This window comes from Bacillus sp. COPE52 (assembly GCF_003355115.1).
GTDB classification, from domain to species: domain Bacteria; phylum Bacillota; class Bacilli; order Bacillales; family Bacillaceae_G; genus Bacillus_A; species Bacillus_A toyonensis.
The window spans coordinates 3986984-4008274 of record NZ_CP031292.1; the positions used below are offsets into that span (position 1 = coordinate 3986984).

Genomic DNA, 21291 nt, shown 5'->3' on the forward strand with positions numbered 1-21291 from the left:
ATATGAAAAACTACATAGAATGTAGTTTTTCATATATCCCGTAAAATCATGCTTCTTTGTAGGATAATCATTTCATTAAGTAAAGTGGTGGTGAAACGTAAACCGTTTGACTAGTAGTGTAATGAAAGAGTTCACATATCAGATAAATATTTTCCAACATATAGACCACTTGCAGCTGCTTGAGATAATGAATGAGTAACACCTGAACAATCTCCAACTAAAAATAGCCCATTCATACTTGTTTCAAAATGGTTATTGATTTTTATCGTAGGGGCATAGAACTTTCCATCTATTCCATATAATAAAGTATCTTTATCGATAGGTTCTTGGATAAAATGTTCTAAGCGTAATAAAAATTCTTTGAGTCCGTCAATATATAATGGAGGAATTTCTTTATGCAAATCTCCATAATCTCCGTGTAGTGTAGGTTGTATACGATTATGTTTCATATCTTTTTCCATTGTAGGTTGTTTCTTTAATAAGTCCTCTAAGCGCTGTATAACAATCCGATCTCGTCCTTGATTAATGCCTTTAATAATTGAGTTTGCATATATATTGGCGTCTTTAAGAGTTGTGAAATAGCGCGGGATAAACAAAGTGAAATTTAAGTTAGGAGTGCCAGTTCCTTGCTCTCGAAAATTTTGACCGTCAGGCATAACTAAACCTTCTTCGTACTTTCGAATAATGCGTCCTTTTGGATTCATACAGTAAGTAGTTGCTGTGAAATTTTCACCTTGATAAGAAAGTTTCGTTTCAAAAGTATCTTTTAATATAGAACGTAATTGATGTTCTTTCATTTCTACTCTAATCCCTAAGTCTACACGTGTTTGTTCCTGAGAAATACTTAGAGAAGTGCACATTTCTTTTAACCAATCTGCCCCAGAGCGCCCCGTTGCAAATACGAGTTGCTTAGATTGAACTGTTCCTTGATTTGTAGTTATATTAAAATGATCTTTCTGTTTCATAATATGCTCTACATCTATATGAAATTGGATATTTATTTTCGTAAGTAAAAATTCATAGAGTTGCTGAAAAATGGTACTGGAAATTGTAGTACCAAGATGCCTTACTTCTGTTGTTAACATTTGTAAACCACAAGTTGCAGCTTTCTTAGTGAGATTTACATTTTCTGTAGAATATTTTGAAACTGAATTTCCACCAAACTGACATAGAATTTCATCTACTTCAGCCATGAGTTGCATAAAACCTTCTTTACCTACTTTTTGTTCGAGTTCTCCTCCAAATCCATTTGTATAATTAAATTTTCCTTCAGACTTTCCTAAGCCACCAAAACCGAAATATTTATCACATATGTTACAGTCACACGTTTTTCCTTGATCTAAAGGACAATTTCGATGTTCTAGCGGTTTACCTTTATCAAGAATTAAAATGTTTTTGTTACTTTTGACTAATGAATAAGCCATAAAAATGCTACTTACTCCAGCGCCGATAATTGTAACATCATACATATTCTTTCACCTGCTAACGAATAGTTTGTTTACTATTTTCCTAGTGTATAACACTTTTATGAAGTTAAGAAATAGCTTTTATGAATAAAGAAAAAGTTTTTGAACTTTATACTTTTTCAATTTCTCTAAGTGGTGGATGAAGTATAAATGTTTTTATTTGAACGGAGATATCGTTTTAAATAATCACTTTTTCATATGATTCATAAAAGTTTACATATAAAAAGAACGGACCTTTTCAGTAAAAAGGTCTGTTCATCATTTGAAAAAGTTGTTAAGTGCATAAATTAGAAGGGAAGTATAGTTTTATTTAGCGAAGGCATGGTTACCGATTACTGCTACTGTTTGACGTGTCGTAATCCATTTGTCTGTTGATGTTTTTGGGTTGTAGAAATAAAGCCAATCAGAATGTATTCCCTTTGTGGAGATAGCCTCTTCTACAGCCATTTTTGCTTCAGCGCTTGCAGGCTGATTAATTCTTCCATCTGTAACAGGAGTAAATGCATATCCGTATTTAATAGGTTCATAAATAACGCCTGTTATTGTATTTGGGAACCCTTTTGCATTTACTCGATTTAGGATAACTTTTGCTACAGCTACTTTTCCTTTATATGATTCGCCACCAGCTTCAGCGGTAACTAAGCGTGCCATTAAGTCTATTTCTTTTTCGGAAATACTGGAATTAATTTTCAAATGTTGACCTGTATAAAGCTTGTTACCGATTGTGTTGTTAATTTGTTTTATAGATTGAACGGTTACGTTGTAGCGCTTTGCTATCGTTTCTAATGAATCTCCCGGTTGTACTTGGTAAATAATTTGTCCAGAAGTGTTCGTAGTTTTTTCGTTTTGATGAACTGTAACCTCATTTGATTTCATAGATCCTGGAATATGTAACTGTTCTCCAATAAAAGCTTGATCGTTTCCTTTATTATTCGCTTGTTTAATGGCTTGTATGGAAACTCCATATTGTTTACTAATGCCCCAAAGTGTATCATTCTTTTTTACTGTATGAATGGTGGAAGCTTCAGCTGTACTTTGATTACATACGAATGTAAGTGCTACTGCAGATAAAGGAATTATATGTTTTAGTTTTAATAATTTCATTGTAAATCCTCCTAATAAAGTAAGGTATAACTGTTGCATAATGTAATTCAGAATATGGGAATATAAATATTTTAATGTAAGTATATTAGCACATATAAAATAAATAATCATTATAAGTTTTTTATTTACATCCATATAGGATTCAAATATGAAATATTGCATATGAAAATACATTGAAGTTCATATTGCTGCTTACTATAATCTATTTAGTAGAAAGGTAATATGTTATAGAAATAAAATCATTATAGATTAATATAATGATTATTAATTGTTATGAATTAGGAGGATTTATGTAATGAAAATGTTTCAAAGAGTAGGTGTTTCAGCTGTGATCGTCTCAACATTTTTAGGAATAGGGGACAGTGTTAATATTGTAACTGCTGATTCTATAGAACAGCAGAGTAAATTAGGGATAGAACAAGAAACAGATAAACAAATCATTGTAAAATTCAGTGCAGATTTGAAATTACCATATGAAGATGGTATTGAAAAACAGATACAATCTGAAACGAACGATAAAGTATTAGAAGATTTTTTGGCAGAATATCCAGATGTAACATTTACTCGTCTATTCACATCTGTAAGTCCGGAAGAAATACAAAATCTTGAAGTGAAAGCACCTAATAATGTATCTACAAGCCTATTAAACTACTATATTCTTCAAACCAAAAATGATGGGCGTGAAGAAACACTAGTAGATAAGTTAAAAGCATCTTCTTTAATAGAAGATGTGTATATGAAGAAACAAGAAAAAATAATACCGCCTGAAGTGAAACAATTAAGTGTATCTCTTACTCCTAATAATAATCCTAGATTTAATAAACAAGGTTATCTTGAAGCAGCACCATACGGTATTAATGCACCCTTCGCCTGGGGCGTTCAAGGCGGTAATGGAAATGATGTAACCTTTGTTGATATGGAATATGGTTGGTTATTAAATCATGAGGATTTAGTACATCGAAATATTGAATTGATGTCTGGAAGAAATATAGATCAACATGTCGGTCATGGGACGTCTGTACTAGGAATTGTATCATCTGAAGATAATGAAGTAGGGAATATTGGGATTGCACCAAAAGCAAAAGCAAAAGTGATTTCTCAAATAAGAGATAACGGACAGTATAATACAGCTGATGCAATATTAAGTGCTGTAAATCATTTAGAAGCTGGGGATGTTTTATTATTAGAGGCACAAGCTTCTTTTGATGGATATGGTGATAAATATTTGCCTGTTGAAGTACAACCAGATATCTTTGATGCAATTCGTGCGGGTACAGATAAGGGTGTTGTAATTATAGAGGCTGGAGCAAATGGTTGGAATGATTTAGATCAATTTAAAGATAGAAATGGTAAACAAGTTTTAAATCGTAATAGTAAAGATTTTAAAGATTCGGGTGCAATTATGGTAGGAGCGGGTTCTTCATCTTTCCCTCATGAACGTATGTGGTTTTCGAATTATGGAAGCCGTATTGATGTGTATGGCTGGGGAGAAAACGTAGATACAACTACAGCTGAGCAAAGTAGAAGTGCTGTAAATCTTTATACATCCAGCTTTAGTGGCACGTCTAGTGCTTCGCCTATTATTGCTGGAGCAGCGACTTTAGTACAAAGTATTGCTAAAGAAAATGTAGGACAACCATATAGACCAAGTGAATTGAGAACGATATTAAGTAACCATAACACTGGAACGAAGTCTAAAGATCCATATTCAGATAAAATTGGTGTTTTACCGGATTTGAAGTCTATCCTAGTAAATTTAGGGTATGAACGAAGAGAACTAAACGGTGGGAATGAGTTACAAGTAACAGAAAATGAACCAAATAATGAACCTAAACAGGCAAATAAAATTAACTTTCATACACCAATGAAAGGGACACTACATAATCGTGATAACGTAGATGTATTTACTTTCCAAATTGACTCGCCAGAAACTATTAATATCTCTCTACTAAATGAAAAAAATATTGGAATGACATGGGTACTTCATCATGAATCGGATGTAAATAACTATGTAGCATATGGTGAAAATGAAGGAAATGTAGTTAAAGGAACCTATAATGCAAAGCCAGGTAAATATTATTTATATGTCTATAAGTATGAGAATAAAGATGGTTCATATGTATTAAATATAAAATAATCGAAAGGAACTTCAGATGAAGTTCCTTTCGATTATTTTAATTCAGGATACGTGAATGTTTTTTTACTTTATCTCGCAATTTGTCGGCAGTAAGAATTCCACCTCGTATTCGTCCGATTAGTTAAACGTTACTTCTATGCAATATTTCATATTTATGAAATGTCATTTATTTTTTACTCACCAGATTATATTATATTCAATAAGTTTGATGTAAAACAGAAAAGGGAGGAATAATAATGAACAATAAGAAGTTTATTTTGAAGTTATTCATATGTAGTATGGTACTTAGCGCCTTTGTATTTGCTTTCAATGATAAGAAAACCGTTGCAGCTAGCTCTATTAATGAGCTTGAAAATTGGTCTAGATGGATGAAACCTATAAATGATGACATACCGTTAGCACGAATTTCAATTCCAGGAACACATGATAGTGGAACGTTCAAGTTGCAAAATCCGATAAAGCAAGTGTGGGGAATGACGCAAGAATATGATTTTCGTTATCAAATGGATCATGGAGCTAGAATTTTTGATATAAGAGGGCGTTTAACAGATGATAATACGATAGTTCTTCATCATGGGCCATTATATCTTTATGTAACACTGCACGAATTTATAAACGAAGCGAAACAATTTTTAAAAGATAATCCAAGTGAAACGATTATTATGTCTTTAAAAAAAGAGTATGAGGATATGAAAGGGGCGGAAAGCTCATTTAGTAGTACGTTTGAGAAAAATTATTTTCGTGATCCAATCTTTTTAAAAACAGAAGGGAATATAAAGCTTGGAGATGCTCGTGGGAAAATTGTATTACTAAAAAGATATAGTGGTAGTAATGAATCTGGGGGATATAATAATTTCTATTGGCCAGACAATGAGACGTTTACCTCAACTATAAATCAAAATGTAAATGTAACAGTACAAGATAAATATAAAGTGAGTTATGATGAGAAAGTAAACGCTATTAAAGATACATTAAATGAAACGATTAACAATAGTGAAGATGTTAATCATCTATATATTAATTTTACAAGCTTGTCTTCTGGTGGTACAGCATGGAATAGTCCATATTATTATGCGTCCTACATAAATCCTGAAATTGCAAATTATATGAAGCAAAAGAATCCTACGAGAGTGGGCTGGATAATACAAGATTATATAAATGAAAAATGGTCACCATTACTTTATCAAGAAGTTATAAGAGCGAATAAGTCACTTGTAAAATAGTAAATATGGTCATAGTAAGAAGCGGTGAAATACGTCGCTTCTTATTGAAAATACAGTTTTTCTTGTAAATGGAACAATTTTCTAGCTATCGCAATCAATGTTTCATTATGAAAAGACGAAACTTTTAAATCGAATTCATTTCAAGTGAAAAATGAATACAAATAACCTTTTGAAAAAGCGACTGATCTAAGTGATTAGTTGCTTTTTATTTTGAAGTGGATGAGCAAAAAAACATAAAAGTGGTTGGTCCGTTTTTTACAAACATCCATTATGATAAGAGAAGAAAGGTAGTATTTTATTGATGCTTTAAAGAGGAAGTTTTTTATTGAAGTTCTTAATTAAAATAGACTAGCCTTAGAGAGGTGAAAATACAATGAGTTTTGCAATTTCACTAGTAGTTATTATTGTAATTGTATCGCTGTTTGGGACCGTACTAGTTGCACGAAATGTGGAGGAGAATTACGGCAAGTCTACAAAGAGAAATGTGAAAAACTTATCGACTATCTATATTATCCTTCTTTTCGTTCTACTTGTTGGGGTAACGTGGTATGCGGTAGTGATTTAATAACTTTTTAAAGGAACACATTTACATTGTGTATGATGGAGGAGTAGCACTTTGATAAAAAATGAGCGCCACGTTTTAATTGTTTTTCCGCATCCAGATGATGAATCATATTGCGTGGCTGGAACAATTTTAGCTTATGCTCAGCAGAATGTTCCTCTTACGTATGTTTGTTTAACGCTTGGCGAAATGGGGAGAGCGATGGGAAACCCTCCTTTTGCAACACGTGAATCATTATATGCTATAAGAGAGAAAGAACTAAAGAGCGCAACTAATATTTTAGGGATTAAAGATTTACGTATGATGGGATATCGTGATAAGACGCTTGAATTTGAAACTCCTGGAGAATTAAGAAGTGTAATACAAAATTGTGTGGAAGAATTGAATCCTTCGTTAGTCATTTCTTTTTATCCGGGATATGCAGTTCATCCAGATCATAATGCAACAGGAGAAGCAGTAGCCAGGGCGTTAGCTAATATTCCGGAAAATAAGAGGCCAACATTTTATGCTGTAGCTTTTTCAAATAATCATGAAGCAGAAATAGGGCCACCAAGTTTTAAAAATGGAGTAAAAGAATATGTTCCCAAAAAGTTGGACGCATTGCAAGCACATGCATCACAATTTGCGACTAAGGTAGCGGAACTGAAAAGAGAGTATGAAGATGGTGTTCCGGAAACAGTCGAGTGGTTAGAGAGAGAACCGTTTTGGATATACCCGTTCAAAGATAAAAATAAGTGATGCTATAGCTGAAGGTGATGAATATGTATTTTGAATATAAGAATCGAAAGGTTTTTTATAATATAGAAGGATCGGGTCCCGTCATATTGTTTTTACACGGTCTTGGAGGAAACGCAAATAATTGGTTATATCAAAGGCGATATTTCAAGGGGAATTGGACAGTGATTTCAATAGATTTACCTGGGCATGGGAAATCTGAAGGACTAGAAATTAACTTTAAAGAATACGCAAATGTTTTGTATGAGTTATGCAATTATTTAAAGCTACAAAAAGTAGTCATTTGTGGTCTTTCAAAAGGGGCTAGAGTAGGAATTGATTTTGCTATACAATATCCAAGCTTTGTTTCTAGCTTAATTGTTGTAAATGCATTTCCTTATTTGGAACTAAAGGATCGTAAAGAGCGACTTGAAGTATATGATTTACTTAGCTTACAGGATAACGGAAAAACATGGGCGGATACATTATTGAAGGCGATGGGAGTAGCAGATAATGAAGGGATCGTCCGGGGATTTTATCAATCTTTACAGTCTATTAACCCATTGCATATTCAAAGATTATTTGCTGAATTAGTTGATTATGATCAGAGACCGTTTCTTGCAAATATTTCATGTCCTGTTTTAATAATAAGAGGGGGAAATGATGATTTTGTCCCTGAGAAATATGTAAGAGAGTTTGAAATACATTTAAAAAATACGACTTTCATTGAGTTTGAAAATAGTGGACATTTACCTTATTTAGAGCAGCCAACTAGCTTTAATATGACGGTAGAAACATTTTTAAATCATGCGCTTAATTAATACGATTGTTACAGTAAATACTGTTATTAATGAGTAAAGGATAGTTCGTTTTGAGAGGAGGGAACTAGATGGAATGGAAACCAAATCGTGCAGATAAGACACCCGTATATAAACAAATTGCTGATTATATTGAAAGGGGTATTTCTTCAGGTGAATTTCCTTCTGATAGCAAGTTACCTTCTGAGCGTATGCTAGCAAAGGAATTACAAGTGAACCGGAGCACAATAGTAGCTGCATATGAAGAGTTAAAATCACTTGGAGTAGTAGAACGGCAAAAAGGAAGCGGAACTCGGGTGAATACAGACATATGGGGTGTGTCACATAAACGAATACCGAACTGGGGGAGGTACGTTGAGGATGGATCGTTCTTACCTAACGTACCACTTGTTCAACAAATTCGAACGGAAACACAAAAAGATGACTTAATTAATTTAGCGAGTGGAGAATTGTCACCAGAATTAATTCCGAGCGATAGATTTCGAACGATTTTGTCGGAGAAAACATTTATGGAAAACCTCGGTTATGACCATCCACTTGGAAATGAGATGTTGAGAAAAACAATTGCAGTACATGTTCAGCAATACAAACAAATTGAATCAGAATCAAGCTCGATTCTGATTACATCTGGAGCACAACAGGCACTTAATCTTATCGTTCAATGCTTATTAAAACCGGGCGATGCCATTGCAATTGAAGATCCTTCGTATTGTTTCTCGCTTCCCATGTTTAAATCGGCCGGTTTAAATATATTCCATTTACCTGTTGATGAGCATGGAATGAATCCAGATGACTTAATCGATTTGCACAAAAAGCATCGTATTCGTATGGTGTTTTTGAATCCGGATTATCAAAATCCGACGGGCACTGTGCTTTCGTTAGCGAGGCGTAAAAAGATTTTAGAATTGTCTTCTGAATTCGGTATACCGATTGTAGAGGATGATCCATATAGTTTAACTTCTTTTAATGGAGAAGTGAATCCAACATTAAAATCAATGGATCAGAATGGGAATGTTCTTTATATAAGTTCATTATCAAAAATTGTTGCGTCAGGATTACGTATTGGCTGGGTAATTGGTCCTACGCGCGTAATAGAACGTTTAGCAGATGCGAAGCAACAAGTTGATTTTGGTCATAGTGTATTTACACAGTGGGTAGCAAATCAATTTTTAGAATCAGAAGATTTTCATACGCATATTACAATGCTTCGTGGACAATTGAAACAAAGAAGAGATGAGTTAATTAGAAAGCTTGAAGAAATATTAGGGGACCGCGTTGAATTTTTTGTTCCAGAGGGTGGAATACATGTATGGTGCAAAGTACAAGGAACGTTTGATGAATATCATTTATTAGGTGAATCTATACGGAATGGTGTAGCATTTGTCCCTGGAAGTGTTTTAGGTTCTAAAAGTGAATATATTCGTTTTACTTTTGGGAGAGTAAATGTAGAACAAATCCAACTTGGAATTACGAGGTTTGCGGAAACGCTAAACGAAATTTCATAATAGTGATGCGTAATATTGGAATGAGGGGAAGAAATGAAGTATGTGACGCTTTTACTTCAAGTAGGCGTGCTATATGTGTTTAGCTTAGCTGGTACGTGGATTCAGGGAATATTCCATCTATCGATGCCAGGAAGTTTAATAGGAATGTTAATGCTGTTTCTACTCCTTTTTACTCGTATTTTTCCATTAAAGTGGTTTGAGTTAGGGGCAGAAAAGTTAATCGTATTTTTACCGTTATTTTTAATTCCTTCGACAACAGGATTAATGGAATATGGATCTTTTCTTTTAAGTAAAGGAAGTATTATATTCCTTTTAGTTGTTGCAAGTACGGTAGTAACGTTGATTGTTTCAGGGTATGTAAGTCAATTATTAGTAACATTCAAAAAATAAAATCGACAAGGTGCACGATTCAAATGGTCTTAATACTTATTACTGTAGTCATATATTTATTTGCGACAAAGCTGTATAAAAAATATACGTTTCCATTTATGTTACCAGTATTAACAGTTACAGCAATTATGATTTGCTTATTTCTGATGTTTGGCATTTCTCATCATGAGTATAAGGAAAATGGTGGGGACGTTCTTTCAGGCTTTTTGAGTCCTGCAATTGTAGCGTTAGCCATACCTCTATTTAAAGAACGAAAGATACTTATGAAAAACTTTTTATCGATACTTATTGGCGTATTGATAGGTATAGTGGCTTTAACGAGTATGAATGTAGTGATTGGTGGGATTTTGAATATAGATAAGGAATTTATACTAACAACTCTTCCGCAATTATCGACAATGCCAATTGCTATTTCATTAGCGGATCAAATTGGTGGTATTCCAACTATGACTTCTAGTTTTGTAGTTGTTGCAGGAATAACAGGTGCTATTATCGGACCGACAGTACTTAAGTTTTTCCGGATAACAAGTACGATTGGAAAAGGAGTGGGGATGGGCTGCGCATCACATATTATCGGTGTGAGTCGACTCGTGAAGGAAGGCGAGAAAGAAGCGACTATCGGTTCAGTAACGATGATTGTAACAGGAATACTCATTAGTATATTAATACCTTATGGAACGAAATTTATATTTTAAAAGTTGTAATAAGAAGTATAATGCTACTTATTTTAAAATGTATGGAGATGATAAAAGTGACAACATGGTTTATAGTTACATTATTTATTTTTGGTGCCATTAAAGTTCTAGTTTCTAGTATGCCAACTTCTGTTGTAGAATCCATTATTAGTAGATTTGAATTACATCAAAAACTTGATGAAGAACATACGACTGTATCGCTAGATGGAAAGAATATAGAGGGCGAAATGAAACTGCAAGTTATAAATGATTTTAACGAGGCTTTATTTTTAGATAAACATTATTTTCCGCCACAAGGTGAAGGCACGCCGATAATCATTGAAACGAAAAAAGGAAAAAGAGTAATTACGTTATCGATATATAGTTATGAAGAACATGTTGATGTAATAAGGCAATATAAGAAGAAAGTTGTTGCCTATCGTTTACGTTCTAAAAGTCTTCAAACGTTTGCACCATTAGCAGTAACTGAAGAGTATGCTTAAGAAGAGACCTATAATGGTCTCTTTATTTTTGTATCCAATTATATACTTTCCAAATAAAAGAAAGGAACACCATATAACCAAATAAAGAATATGTATGGTTCCAGTCTGCACTATGTATAAATAAACCTAAACCTTCAGCAACTTGTTCAAAAATGCTAGCACAAATACCTATGGAAATAATAAATATAGTTCTAGAAACGGCAGATAATGTTTTTGAAATTTGTATGAAAATGATTGTTAAAATCGGTAGTACAAACAACGTAAAGCCAATGTTAACTGAAAATATGGATGGGAAGGGCCTAACTGGAAAGAAATATATGTGCTTATGGACAAAGAAAGCATCTAAGTAAGTTCCGATAATTGAAGAGAGTAAGATTGTAACTGCTAATGCTAGAAAATTATTCTTCTTCTCGAAGGAGGACATTTTTCTTTGCGAGAATTGCCAGTTCAATTTTTTCGAGTGTTTTGCAGTAGTCTTCTGTAATTTTTCCATTCATATTTTCCTCCTTATCCACTAAGTAATTTACAACTTGCCAGTCCGTAAACCAATCTTCACTTTCAACTTCTTCATGCTTCATATCTCGCCATGCATAGATGAGTGCAGGGCTGTATATACGATATGCGCCACTACGTAACTGGCATTTCTTTATGCGGCGTTTATAAAACTCACGGGAAAAAGATTCATTTACACTTGAAAATAAATGAGGCCAGTAATCTTTCCTTGAGCCTGTATGTGGATGATGCTCAGCCCAATATATGATTTGAGATAAAATATGTGTATCTCGAAATAATAATGAATACAACCTTTTTCCAATTAAGATTCGTTCATGCAAGGAAGTAAAATGTTTCATTGTATCGCCAATTAATAAAGTTTTTTGATTTGTATTATTTTCGTAGAAAGGGAAAAGGATATGATTAAACTGAAAGAAATCAAAGAGTTTAAATCCGATACTATTGAGTACGGTCTTTTGAAAGTGTGCATTTTGAATCACTCTTTTTTCTAAGTAGTTTTGCTCATTAATAATAGTTGCGATTGCTAATGTTTTTTTGTTCCCAGTTTTCCAAAAATCGTTCCACATCGTTTCCATAAATGTAGAAACATTTAGGTGAGGGAGAAGATGAAATAGCTTTTTTGCTTTTTTAACACTTTGTTCATAAAGTAAAAATTGAGGATATACATCTTGAAAAATGAGCCAATTCCCTCTTTCTAAAAAAGAAAAAAATGTAATTTGATCTTTCTCTGATAAAAGTTTCGTATATAAGTCTCCTTTTAAATCAGTCATATTCCAACCACCGTTACGTGATACCATATGTCCAAGTAGTGCCCAATGTATTTCTGGATATCGAATGTAAAATTGGTAGTACGCGCGTGTTCTCGTAACATTATTTTTATTTAGTTGTTCTGTCTGTATTTTTATATTGTTGATGATGAATTGCTCTTCTTTCGTTAATGTATACATGGTGTCAGAATGAATGAGTTTGCTTTTTTGTTTCAATTCATTTTTTACATCAAATAGGGAGAGAGGCAGTGCTTTGGAAGGTCCGTTATATGTATGATTTGAATTGCTTCGGTCCATTCCGTTACCTCCCTTTTTCATAAGTTTAAACGTGATTATTGGCTATGAATCATTCTATTTATCCTGCTATTTGCCGGGCAGTAAGATCCCCACCTCAAAATTCAGCGGAAGCAAAGAAGTTCAGTGGAGGTCGGGCTGCCCCCCCACTAAATAAAGTTTCACTTTATTTTATTACGAGTATAAGAAATAAATGAGCGGTGTTTTTTACAAGGAATTTATTTATCATGCAAATAGTATAAAAAATCTTACCGTTATGAAGCGAAATAAAAAACAGAAACTATGCTTAATAGTTTCTGTTTTTTTATTTTGTCAATTTAATGTAACAAATGACAATTATGATTTGAATCAATTGAAAATAATTCAATAGCTTTTAATAAATACAATTTTTATGAAATATACAGCAGGAGGAAAAGAAATGCTTAATAAAATAATTTTAATTACTGGTGGTACAGGTTCGTGGGGACATGAACTTATAAAACAATTATTAGAAAAATCACCGAAAGAAATTAGAGTTTTTTCAAGGAATGAAACGGTTCAGTTTGAAATGCAGCAACAGTTTATAAATGAAACTAGATTAAAATTTATCATTGGAGATATTCGTGATAAAGACCAACTCGTCTATGCTTGCCAAGATGTACATTATGTATTCCATCTTGCAGCTTTAAAACATGTTCCAGTATGTGAGTATTATCCTTATGAAGCTATAAAAACAAATATACATGGTACGCAAAATGTAATTGAAGCATCTATCCAGATGCAAGTTGAGAAAGTTATATATGTTTCAACAGATAAAGCAGCGGATCCATCAAATACGTATGGGATGACAAAAGCAATTGGTGAAAAATTAATGGTTCATGCGAATGTGCAAACGCAGAAAACAAAATTCATTTGTGTTCGTGGTGGAAATGTTTTAGGGACGAGCGGAAGTGTAGTGCCGCTTTTTAAAAAGCAAATTAAGAAGTCTTCACAAATAGGAATTACCGATGTAAATATGACTAGATTTTTCTTAACGATTGAAGATGCTGTTCGGTTGTTATTTAAAGCAGCATTTGACGGAAGAGGAGGGGAAATCTTTGTCATGAAAATGCCGGCATGTAAAATTACAGATTTAGCAAAGGTGTTGATCGAAGATTCGAAAAAAGAATACGTGAAGATAAAAGAAGTAGGGATAAGGCCAGGTGAAAAATTAAGTGAAATGCTTTTATCTGAAGTAGAGAGTAAAACAAGTATAAGTTTTGATCAAAATTATTTTGTGGTACTACCGACTATTCCTATAGAGGGACTTCAAGAATATTATGCTAGTTATCCGCTTGTGGATGTGAAGAGTTTTAGTTCTCAACAAGACTTACTTGCAAAAGATGAGGTGAAACAAATGCTATTAAAGGGCGGATTTCTACGATGAAAAAAAATGCAAGCCTTTTAATAACTGGTGCAAATGGTTTCACAGGTAGACATGCTTGCCAATATTTTTTAGAGCAGGGCTTTCATGTAATTCCTATGTTTCAAAACCGTCCACATAGAGAAAACATCGGAAATAGTATTACTTGTGATTTAACTAATAAGAGCGAAGTAATGAAGGTAATGAAACAAATAAAACCAGACTATGTATTGCATTTAGCAGGAAGAAATTCAGTTATAGAGTCTTGGACAGCTTCTCTTGAATACATGGAGATTAATGTAATAGGGACTTTGTATTTATTAGAAGCGATTAAGCAGGAAGCTTCGCATTGTAAAACATTAGTTATAGGATCTGCATTGCAAGCAGATAGTATGAATAACATAAAAGTTTCAAATCCATATAGTTTAAGTAAAACGATGCAAGTCATTATTGCAGAGGCTTGGGGCGGATTAATGGATTCAAATATTATCATTGCAAAGCCCTCAAACTTAATTGGTCCAGGAGAATCGAATGGCATTTGTTCGATTCTCGCAAAAAAAATGATAGATATAGAATCGGGTAGGAGTAAAGCGATTATTGAAGTAAGCAGTTTGAAAGATAGTAGGGATTTTCTAGATGTACGTGATGCGGTTAAAGCGTATCATGTGTTATTACGTAATGGTATAAATGGGAAACAATATAATATTGGATCAGGAGTGAGACGATCTTTATTAGATGTACTAGAACAATATAAAAGATTAACACAGCTCCATTTTACTATAAAAGAAACAGAGAATAGTGGAAGCAGCTCAAATGTGAGCTTAGTAATAGAGGATATAAAAAAGTTAGGTTGGATCCCAGAAATTCAATTTCATCAATCATTAAAAGATGTACTTGAATATGCGAAGTGCAGTGACATCTGCATGCAATGAAAAATAAAAAAGGGTGTAAGAAGTATATGAATGTGAATGGTTATGAAGCAATAAATAATCAAAATACACTATTTCTTTCGATTGTCGATACGCTGGATTGGAAAGATGAAGAAGCGCATGTTTTGCACATCTATGAGGCGATAAATAAATGTCGAGCATACGTGGAAAAGGTTAATCGGAAAAATCCAGCAGTAGAGACGGGAATTAGGCCTGTAATCCAAGTCTTTACTCAGTGTGAATGTAGTGAGTATGGAAATGATTTTTATGAACTCATCAAAGATCTTTTGCAAGATATAGGATTTGAGTTAAATATTTATATAAATAATAGTAAGTTTACTTACATGTAATAGATTGATATAAAGCAAGATTTTTAATGATAAAGGTGGATATAAGTTATGAATAAAAAGATTCTCTTTACTGGGGGCGGTACAGCAGGACACGTTATGATTAATATGGTATTGATTCCTAAATTTATGGAAAAAGGATGGAGAGTTGAGTATATTGGATCTCAAAATGGAATTGAAAAGTTATTAGTTCAAAATGTTAAGTACAATAGTATTTCAACGGGGAAACTTCGGAGATATTGGGATTGGGAGAACTTTAAAGATCCTTTTAAAATTATAAAAGGCTGCTTACAAAGTTATAAATTAATTAAGAAAGTGAAGCCAGACGTTATCTTTTCGGCAGGAGGATTTGTTTCAGTTCCTGTAGTTATAGGGGCATGGTTAAATCATGTACCAATCGTAATACGTGAGCCAGACAGTACGTTAGGGTTAGCAAATAAAATAGCATTGCCTTTTGCTACAAAACTATGCACAACATTTCCTCATACAGGGGAGAATGTAAGTAACGAGAAAAAAGTTTATGTAGGACCAATTGTAAGGGAAGAAATTGAGAGAGGTAACGTATTACGAGGAAGAAGTTATTGTGAATTTCAGCAAGATAAGCCAGTATTGTTAATTATGGGTGGGAGTCAAGGGGCTAAATGGATAAATGATATGGTAAGGAAAAGTTTAGATACATTATTATTAAGTTTTAATATTGTTCATATGTGCGGTAAAGGAAAGGTAGATTCATCTATTGGCATGGAAGGTTATATGCAATTTGAATATATAGGGGAAGAATTGCCGCATATATTGAATATGGCAAGTGTTGTCGTTTCCAGAGCGGGTTCTACTGCTATTTCTGAATTGTTATTTTTGAAGAAACCGATGTTGCTTATCCCGTTAACTAACGGTTCCAGTAGAGGGGATCAAGTTTTAAATGCTGACTATTTTTCTAGGCAAGGGTATGCGGAAGTTTTACTTCAAGACAGAGCAAGTAATAGTACATTTACACATGCAGTAAACCGGCTATATGCAAATAAGGAGAGATATGTTCAAAACATGAATGGATATAAGAAAACAAATGATGAGGGGATTCATCATTTAATAGATTTAATAAATGAAGTGGTGAAATAATAGAAAGTTAAATAGAAAAACAAAAGGAAAAAAGGTATCTTCTTTCCTTTTGTTTTTCAAATTCATTAGTATGTAGCCTATTATATTCTGTATAGAGCTATATACTATAGACGAATACCGTTTTTTAACAGCTTAGTAAATGCATTAGAATAAATAGGTTTACTGTAATAGTAACCTTGAATAAACTGACATTTATTTTTTTGAAGGAAATTCACGTGTTCTTTCGTTTCTACACCTTCAGCGATAACCGACATCTCTAATGTATGTGCTAATGTGATGATTGTTTTAATGATTTCCATTCCATCTTCACACGTTTCAGACATTGTCATAAATTCCCTCGGGATTTTTAAAGTATCGATTGGATATAAAGGTAAGTAAGCAAGCGAAGAATAGCCTGTACCAAAGTCGTCGATTGAAATGTGAATTCCTAAATTTTTTAGTGTACGTAGTTTTATTAATGTTTCTCTTTCATCCATCATTGCAATTCGTTCTGTTAATTCAAGATCGAGAGAACTTGCTGGTAAGCCTGTAGTTGCTAAAGTAGATGAAATAGACTTTACAAAATCTTCTTGTTCAAATTCTTTAGCAGATAAATTTACTCCTATTTTTAAATGAGAATACCCAAGTGCATGCCAACGTTTCATTTGCTCACAAGCTTGTTGTAATGTCCATTTTCCTATTGGAATAATTTGTAGTGTTTCTTCAGCAATAGGAATAAATTCGTATGGAGAAATAACACCTAATTCGGGATGGTTCCATCTGATCAAAGCTTCAGCACCGATAATTTTGTTAGATTCACTGTCAACTTGAGGTTGATATAAAAGGAATAATTCTTCATTTTGAAGTGCGTTTGGTAAATCTTTCTCTAATCGTAATCGTCTTTCGATTTTTTTAGCGATTACATCGTCATAAATAGAGACTGAATTAAGCTCTTTTTCTTTCGCATCATACATTGCGACATTAGCGTTTTTCAAAAGTGTAGAGGCATCGATTCCAGAATGTGGATAAATAGCGATACCAATACTAAGTGATACATTTAATTTTTGTTCATGTATGACAAATGGTTTTTTCATACTTTCAAATAATTCGTTACATAACTGAAATAAGGAATCATGGTCAGTATAGTTTTCAATTAAGATTGTAAATTCATCGCCACCGATTCTTGATACATAAGTATGTGATGGAAGACATGATTGGAATCGCTGTGCCACTTCTTCTAATATGTAATCACCTGACGAATGCCCAAGTGTATCGTTAATTGCTTTAAAGCGGTCTAAATCTAAATATAATAATGCAAACTCACTATTTATTGTTTGAGCATTCTTTATAACTTTTCTTAATTTCTTATGGAAATAGGCTCGATTCCCAATTTTCGTTACAGTATCGTGGAATGCTAAATATTTTATTTCTTCTTGTTGTTTTTTTTGTGCGGTAATATCCTTTACCATAATATAGCTTCCTGAAATTTGTCCATCTATCATAATAGGGACAATGGTAACGTATAAAAAATAAATAAAACCATCTTTATATTGAGAACTAAGTTGTAAGGATGCCGATTTTTGTTGTTTAACTTTTTCTAATGCAGTTAACAGTTTGTGTTTATCTTCATCTAAAATTATCGAGAAACATGTCTCACCGAGTAACTCGTTTGTTGGTGCTCCGAGTAGGACGCTTCCTGCCTTATTTACATTTAAGAATACTCCATTTAAATCAATTGTAAAAATGGGGTCAGGATGATATTCATATAATGATTCGAATTTTTGCTGTTTCTGAGATAGAGCCTCTGACTTATGGACTAAATCAGAAGTCCTTAAAGTAACTTTATCTTCTAGTTGAGCATTAAATGCTTGTAGACGTTTTGTTAGAGTAGCATTTTGCATACCCACAATAGAATGTCGAATAAGTACAAAAACAAAAGCGATACAATTTCCTGTAATGAGAGTGGAAGATGATGTTTGTTCTTTTAACGTAAACCCGATTAGTATTGCGACGGCCAGATAGGGAAATACGACTAAAATCTTTTTCCCTAATCTAGGGTGTACAGTAAAATAATTTTTATTGTTATTATAATCGTCTGAAATGGAAGCAGCTATTGCGATAAGTAATATAGGTACTCTATATAAAAGACGTAATAGCGTTATAGTATCATTTGCTAAATAGCTATATAGGTAGAAATAAATATAGTTAAAAGTTGCAGAACTTATTAATACAAAAATAAAAATATAAATTTTCCGTTTGGAATTAAAAACAGTTGGACGGAAAAAGAGACTAACACTTAGTAGAAGAAATAATAGGTCTGCAATTGGATATAGAAAGGAAAGAAAAATATCTCCCAGTGAAAGGGAAAATATATTTAAATCTGGCTGATTAAATAAATACCATTCTAATGTGAATACGGAAATGAGTACGATGCATAGATCACAAATAAAGAATGCCTTTTCCCATTTGTTGCATTCTTTTAAGATTTTATAGCAGAAAGCGATAAGGCAGAAGAATAGAAAAAACATGTAAAATACATCAGAAACAGTAAAACGATATATTGGAATCTCAAAAAAGTTATCTTGATACGTATATACTATTTTTCCTAATAAAAAACTACCAATTGCTATTGTGATACATATCCAAAAAGGATTTGAACTAACCTTTTTAGAATATATAGAGTAAATTAGTGATACAAATGTAATGGCTTCAATGATGAGTGAAGCGAAGCGTACATTGAAATTTGAAAAATGAGTAGGGAACAGAAAGAAAAACATAAAATAGATTGAATAGCATACTAACGTTGTAATTAATATGCATAGTTGTAAATTTTTATTTAATTTCAATAAAATCACCTTCTTTAATTATGCACCATATTCGTAATATCTATACATAATAATATTACTTAAGGATTGTATCAGATTTCCATATAAAAAGCATGCTAATAAGAAAAGAATTGAAGAGTGTAATACTTCTTAAAATTGAAAAAGTATTGCGTTCAATAATTTTTAGTTTATAAGGAATATAGATAGAATTTGTATATTTAGTCATCCTTTAGATTTTAAAGGTTTTTTAGTGATTTGCAAGCAGAGATGCAACATTACATATAAAATGACAAGGGACTTCCTTCTAGGTTATAAAACGAAAGGGAAGACTTTCTGTTTTATAATCTGAAAATTTATAATTGAAAATCAGTTCTAGAAAGTAATAAGATAAGAAGGTATGATTTTGTGGGTTTGATAGTGTTGCCATTAAAACTATAAAAAGAGGGTGAACTTTTTATGTTATGTCGAATTAAAGATGCAGAAATATACTACGAAATTGTTGGAGAGGGGAAACCAGTCTTTATTATACATGGCTGTGCCCCTGATCATAGGTTAATGCAAAGATGTATGGAATCAGTATTTCAGAAATATGAAGGATATCAAAAAATTTATATTGATTTACCTGGCATGGGAAAATCGAATGCTCCAGATTGGATAAATAGTTCAGACCATATATTAGAAGTACTTATTGCATTTATTGAGGAGATTATTTCTACTGAAAAATTCTTATTGGTAGGAGAATCGTACGGAGGATATTTGGCTAGAGGGATACTCTCAAAGATGTCTGAGAAGGTGAATGGATTATTGTTAGTATGTCCTGTTGTTGTAGCACAACCAAAAGAAAGACTTTTACCGGATAAACAGGTGCTTGTACGAGACGAGGAGTTTTTAAATACGCTCACTTCTATCGAAAGAGAAGAATTTTGCGATTTGGCAGTGGTAGCAAATGAATATACATATACACGATTCAAAGAAGAAATTAAGCCAGGATTAGATGTTGCTAATTATGAATTTATTGAAAGGTTGCAAAAGAATTACCCTCTTACTATAGATTTTCACCGTAAGAAATATGAGAAACCCGTTCTTTTATTAGCTGGAAGACAAGATATAACGGTAGGGTATCAAGATATTATAGGAATGATTGAAAATTATCCAAGAGCGACATTAGCTGTGTTAGACACGGCAGGACATAATTTGCAAATTGAACAGCCTGAACTATTTGAGAGTTTAGTAGGAGAGTGGATTAGAAGAACAACTTAGCAAAGTGTATAAAGTATATTAAAGGGGAATAAATTAATATTGCGATTACGCCTAAGTTTTTGGATGGGACAGATTAACGTGATGTATAAACAATCTTAAGGAGGAATTATGAGTACATTTATTTACATGGTTAGACATGGTGAATCACTTAAAATAGAGGGGAATGAAAGAACACGTGGATTAACTGAGAAAGGAAATTTAGATACTCATAGAGTAACTGAGATATTAAAAACAGAGGGAATTGATACTTTCATTTCAAGTCCGTATAAGAGAGCTATGTTAACGATAGAAGAGGCAGCTAATTTCTATGAAAAAGAAATAGTAGTATATGAAAATCTTAAAGAGTGTCGATTTGCAAGTGAGGATCAGATTATATTAGACAAAGAGGTGTATCCACTTGTAAAGAAGATGTTCTCTAATCCGGACTTTGCACGAACGGAAGGAGAGTCATATGCGGATTGTCAGAGAAGAGTAGTGAAAGTATTAAAAGAAATCTTAATCGATTTTCAAGGGCGCAAAATTGTAATTGGTACACATGGGCTTGCCATGACATTGATGATGAACTATTTTGATAAGCAATATGGGCTTGAATTTTTAATGAATACAGCAAAACCGGATATATATAAGATGGAATTTAAAGAAGAACAATTAATGAACGTAGAGAGATTATGGAAAGCGGAATAAAATTGGTTGCATGGATTTTGCTGTAAAAGTTACTTTTATAGCAAAATCTTTTTTATTTGAATAGAAAGCATCTTTATCAACTATTTTTAGAATGTTACAT

Annotated in this window: 20 protein-coding genes and 1 pseudogene; 16 read left to right on the plus strand and 5 right to left on the minus strand. The window is 32.9% G+C overall.

What is annotated here, in order from left to right:
- Positions 1-131: 131 nt before the first annotated feature.
- Together DPQ31_RS19995 and DPQ31_RS20000 are read right to left on the minus strand one after the other, a co-directional pair.
- The gene (locus tag DPQ31_RS19995) at positions 132-1469 is read right to left on the minus strand and encodes an NAD(FAD)-utilizing dehydrogenase (protein ID WP_106080856.1); all 1338 of its coding nucleotides are present in this window, start codon (positions 1467-1469) and stop codon (positions 132-134) included.
- Between the two features lie 303 nt (positions 1470-1772).
- Complete coding sequence (locus DPQ31_RS20000) at positions 1773-2570, minus strand: cell wall hydrolase (RefSeq protein WP_208730917.1); 798 nt, start codon at positions 2568-2570, stop codon at positions 1773-1775.
- 295 nt (positions 2571-2865) lie between these two features.
- Between DPQ31_RS20000 and DPQ31_RS20005 the strand changes: the two genes are divergently transcribed.
- The 10 genes and pseudogenes from DPQ31_RS20005 (at position 2866) to DPQ31_RS20050 (ending at position 11096) form a co-directional block, all read left to right on the plus strand.
- A complete protein-coding gene (locus DPQ31_RS20005) occupies positions 2866-4707 on the plus strand; it encodes a S8 family peptidase (RefSeq protein WP_098054473.1) in 1842 nt (613 codons plus the stop codon).
- A 236-nt stretch (positions 4708-4943) separates the two neighbouring features.
- On the plus strand, positions 4944-5930 hold the full coding sequence (locus tag DPQ31_RS20010; RefSeq protein ID WP_001060370.1) for a phosphatidylinositol-specific phospholipase C: 987 nt from the start codon (positions 4944-4946) through the stop codon (positions 5928-5930).
- 34 nt (positions 5931-5964) lie between these two features.
- A pseudogene (locus DPQ31_RS20015) lies at positions 5965-6078 on the plus strand (GntR family transcriptional regulator); the annotation flags it as partial.
- 225 nt (positions 6079-6303) lie between these two features.
- Positions 6304-6495 carry a hypothetical protein gene (locus tag DPQ31_RS20020; protein WP_000006467.1) on the plus strand — a complete coding sequence of 64 codons (192 nt, stop codon included), beginning with the start codon at positions 6304-6306 and terminating at the stop codon, positions 6493-6495.
- A 54-nt stretch (positions 6496-6549) separates the two neighbouring features.
- The gene (gene bshB2, locus DPQ31_RS20025) at positions 6550-7230 is read left to right on the plus strand and encodes a bacillithiol biosynthesis deacetylase BshB2 (protein ID WP_033657348.1); all 681 of its coding nucleotides are present in this window, start codon (positions 6550-6552) and stop codon (positions 7228-7230) included.
- Positions 7231-7253: 23 nt separating this feature from the next.
- A complete protein-coding gene (locus DPQ31_RS20030; protein WP_098819800.1) occupies positions 7254-8027 on the plus strand; it encodes an alpha/beta fold hydrolase in 774 nt (257 codons plus the stop codon).
- Positions 8028-8095: 68 nt separating this feature from the next.
- Positions 8096-9529, plus strand: a complete 1434-nt coding sequence (locus DPQ31_RS20035; protein WP_000454969.1) for a MocR-like pyridoxine biosynthesis transcription factor PdxR — start codon at positions 8096-8098, stop codon at positions 9527-9529.
- Positions 9530-9562: 33 nt separating this feature from the next.
- Entirely contained in the window at positions 9563-9919 is a 357-nt protein-coding gene (locus tag DPQ31_RS20040) for a CidA/LrgA family holin-like protein (RefSeq protein WP_097957676.1), read from the plus strand.
- A gap of 23 nt (positions 9920-9942) precedes the next feature.
- Positions 9943-10614: an LrgB family protein gene (locus tag DPQ31_RS20045; RefSeq protein WP_098711843.1), complete on the plus strand. Its 672-nt coding sequence runs from the start codon at positions 9943-9945 to the stop codon at positions 10612-10614.
- 56 nt (positions 10615-10670) lie between these two features.
- Entirely contained in the window at positions 10671-11096 is a 426-nt protein-coding gene (locus DPQ31_RS20050) for a YfmQ family protein (RefSeq protein ID WP_000214609.1), read from the plus strand.
- A gap of 22 nt (positions 11097-11118) precedes the next feature.
- On the opposite strand, the gene DPQ31_RS20055 is transcribed toward DPQ31_RS20050, so the two are convergent.
- Both DPQ31_RS20055 and DPQ31_RS20060 read right to left on the minus strand, forming a co-directional pair.
- Positions 11119-11520, minus strand: coding sequence for a CBO0543 family protein (locus DPQ31_RS20055; RefSeq protein ID WP_131202366.1), 402 nt, complete (start codon positions 11518-11520; stop codon positions 11119-11121).
- Positions 11495-12673 (minus strand): DUF2515 domain-containing protein, encoded by a 1179-nt coding sequence (locus DPQ31_RS20060; protein WP_000376155.1) that lies wholly within the window; start codon positions 12671-12673, stop codon positions 11495-11497. Before DPQ31_RS20060 ends, DPQ31_RS20055 begins: the two co-directional genes overlap by 26 nt.
- A 415-nt stretch (positions 12674-13088) precedes the next feature.
- On the opposite strand from DPQ31_RS20060, the gene DPQ31_RS20065 reads away from it, so the two are divergent.
- Genes DPQ31_RS20065 through DPQ31_RS20080 form a run of 4 tightly spaced genes read left to right on the plus strand, consistent with a single transcriptional unit; the run spans position 13089 to position 16443 of the window.
- Positions 13089-14075: a UDP-N-acetylglucosamine 4,6-dehydratase family protein gene (locus DPQ31_RS20065; RefSeq protein WP_000932618.1), complete on the plus strand. Its 987-nt coding sequence runs from the start codon at positions 13089-13091 to the stop codon at positions 14073-14075.
- Positions 14072-14983, plus strand: coding sequence for an SDR family oxidoreductase (locus DPQ31_RS20070; protein WP_097957678.1), 912 nt, complete (start codon positions 14072-14074; stop codon positions 14981-14983). Before DPQ31_RS20065 ends, DPQ31_RS20070 begins: the two co-directional genes overlap by 4 nt.
- On the plus strand, positions 14980-15330 hold the full coding sequence (locus DPQ31_RS20075) for a DUF6572 domain-containing protein (protein ID WP_002093408.1): 351 nt from the start codon (positions 14980-14982) through the stop codon (positions 15328-15330). Before DPQ31_RS20070 ends, DPQ31_RS20075 begins: the two co-directional genes overlap by 4 nt.
- Positions 15331-15378: 48 nt before the next feature.
- Entirely contained in the window at positions 15379-16443 is a 1065-nt protein-coding gene (locus DPQ31_RS20080; RefSeq protein WP_098912023.1) for an undecaprenyldiphospho-muramoylpentapeptide beta-N-acetylglucosaminyltransferase, read from the plus strand.
- Between the two features lie 104 nt (positions 16444-16547).
- On the opposite strand, the gene DPQ31_RS20085 is transcribed toward DPQ31_RS20080, so the two are convergent.
- Positions 16548-19268 (minus strand): GGDEF domain-containing phosphodiesterase, encoded by a 2721-nt coding sequence (locus DPQ31_RS20085; protein WP_016108960.1) that lies wholly within the window; start codon positions 19266-19268, stop codon positions 16548-16550.
- Positions 19269-19703: 435 nt separating this feature from the next.
- Between DPQ31_RS20085 and DPQ31_RS20090 the strand changes: the two genes are divergently transcribed.
- Both DPQ31_RS20090 and DPQ31_RS20095 read left to right on the plus strand, forming a co-directional pair.
- On the plus strand, positions 19704-20507 hold the full coding sequence (locus tag DPQ31_RS20090; RefSeq protein ID WP_208730919.1) for an alpha/beta fold hydrolase: 804 nt from the start codon (positions 19704-19706) through the stop codon (positions 20505-20507).
- Positions 20508-20615: 108 nt separating this feature from the next.
- Positions 20616-21191 (plus strand): histidine phosphatase family protein, encoded by a 576-nt coding sequence (locus DPQ31_RS20095; protein ID WP_070173663.1) that lies wholly within the window; start codon positions 20616-20618, stop codon positions 21189-21191.
- The last annotated feature ends 100 nt before the right edge of the window (positions 21192-21291 follow it).

Excerpts from the sequence above, each read along its gene's own strand:
- DPQ31_RS19995 (WP_106080856.1), bottom strand. The coding sequence starts at position 1,469 with ATGTATGATGTTACAATTATCGGCGCTGGAGTAAGTAGCATTTTTATG.
- DPQ31_RS20000 (WP_208730917.1), bottom strand. The coding sequence starts at position 2,570 with ATGAAATTATTAAAACTAAAACATATAATTCCTTTATCTGCAGTAGCA.
- DPQ31_RS20005 (WP_098054473.1), top strand. The coding sequence starts at position 2,866 with ATGAAAATGTTTCAAAGAGTAGGTGTTTCAGCTGTGATCGTCTCAACA.
- DPQ31_RS20010 (WP_001060370.1), top strand. The coding sequence starts at position 4,944 with ATGAACAATAAGAAGTTTATTTTGAAGTTATTCATATGTAGTATGGTA.
- DPQ31_RS20020 (WP_000006467.1), top strand. The coding sequence starts at position 6,304 with ATGAGTTTTGCAATTTCACTAGTAGTTATTATTGTAATTGTATCGCTG.
- DPQ31_RS20030 (WP_098819800.1), top strand. The coding sequence starts at position 7,254 with ATGTATTTTGAATATAAGAATCGAAAGGTTTTTTATAATATAGAAGGA.
- DPQ31_RS20035 (WP_000454969.1), top strand. The coding sequence starts at position 8,096 with ATGGAATGGAAACCAAATCGTGCAGATAAGACACCCGTATATAAACAA.
- DPQ31_RS20040 (WP_097957676.1), top strand. The coding sequence starts at position 9,563 with ATGAAGTATGTGACGCTTTTACTTCAAGTAGGCGTGCTATATGTGTTT.
- DPQ31_RS20045 (WP_098711843.1), top strand. The coding sequence starts at position 9,943 with ATGGTCTTAATACTTATTACTGTAGTCATATATTTATTTGCGACAAAG.
- DPQ31_RS20055 (WP_131202366.1), bottom strand. The coding sequence starts at position 11,520 with ATGTCCTCCTTCGAGAAGAAGAATAATTTTCTAGCATTAGCAGTTACA.
- DPQ31_RS20060 (WP_000376155.1), bottom strand. The coding sequence starts at position 12,673 with ATGGACCGAAGCAATTCAAATCATACATATAACGGACCTTCCAAAGCA.
- DPQ31_RS20065 (WP_000932618.1), top strand. The coding sequence starts at position 13,089 with ATGCTTAATAAAATAATTTTAATTACTGGTGGTACAGGTTCGTGGGGA.
- DPQ31_RS20070 (WP_097957678.1), top strand. The coding sequence starts at position 14,072 with ATGAAAAAAAATGCAAGCCTTTTAATAACTGGTGCAAATGGTTTCACA.
- DPQ31_RS20075 (WP_002093408.1), top strand. The coding sequence starts at position 14,980 with ATGAAAAATAAAAAAGGGTGTAAGAAGTATATGAATGTGAATGGTTAT.
- DPQ31_RS20080 (WP_098912023.1), top strand. The coding sequence starts at position 15,379 with ATGAATAAAAAGATTCTCTTTACTGGGGGCGGTACAGCAGGACACGTT.
- DPQ31_RS20090 (WP_208730919.1), top strand. The coding sequence starts at position 19,704 with ATGTTATGTCGAATTAAAGATGCAGAAATATACTACGAAATTGTTGGA.
- DPQ31_RS20095 (WP_070173663.1), top strand. The coding sequence starts at position 20,616 with ATGAGTACATTTATTTACATGGTTAGACATGGTGAATCACTTAAAATA.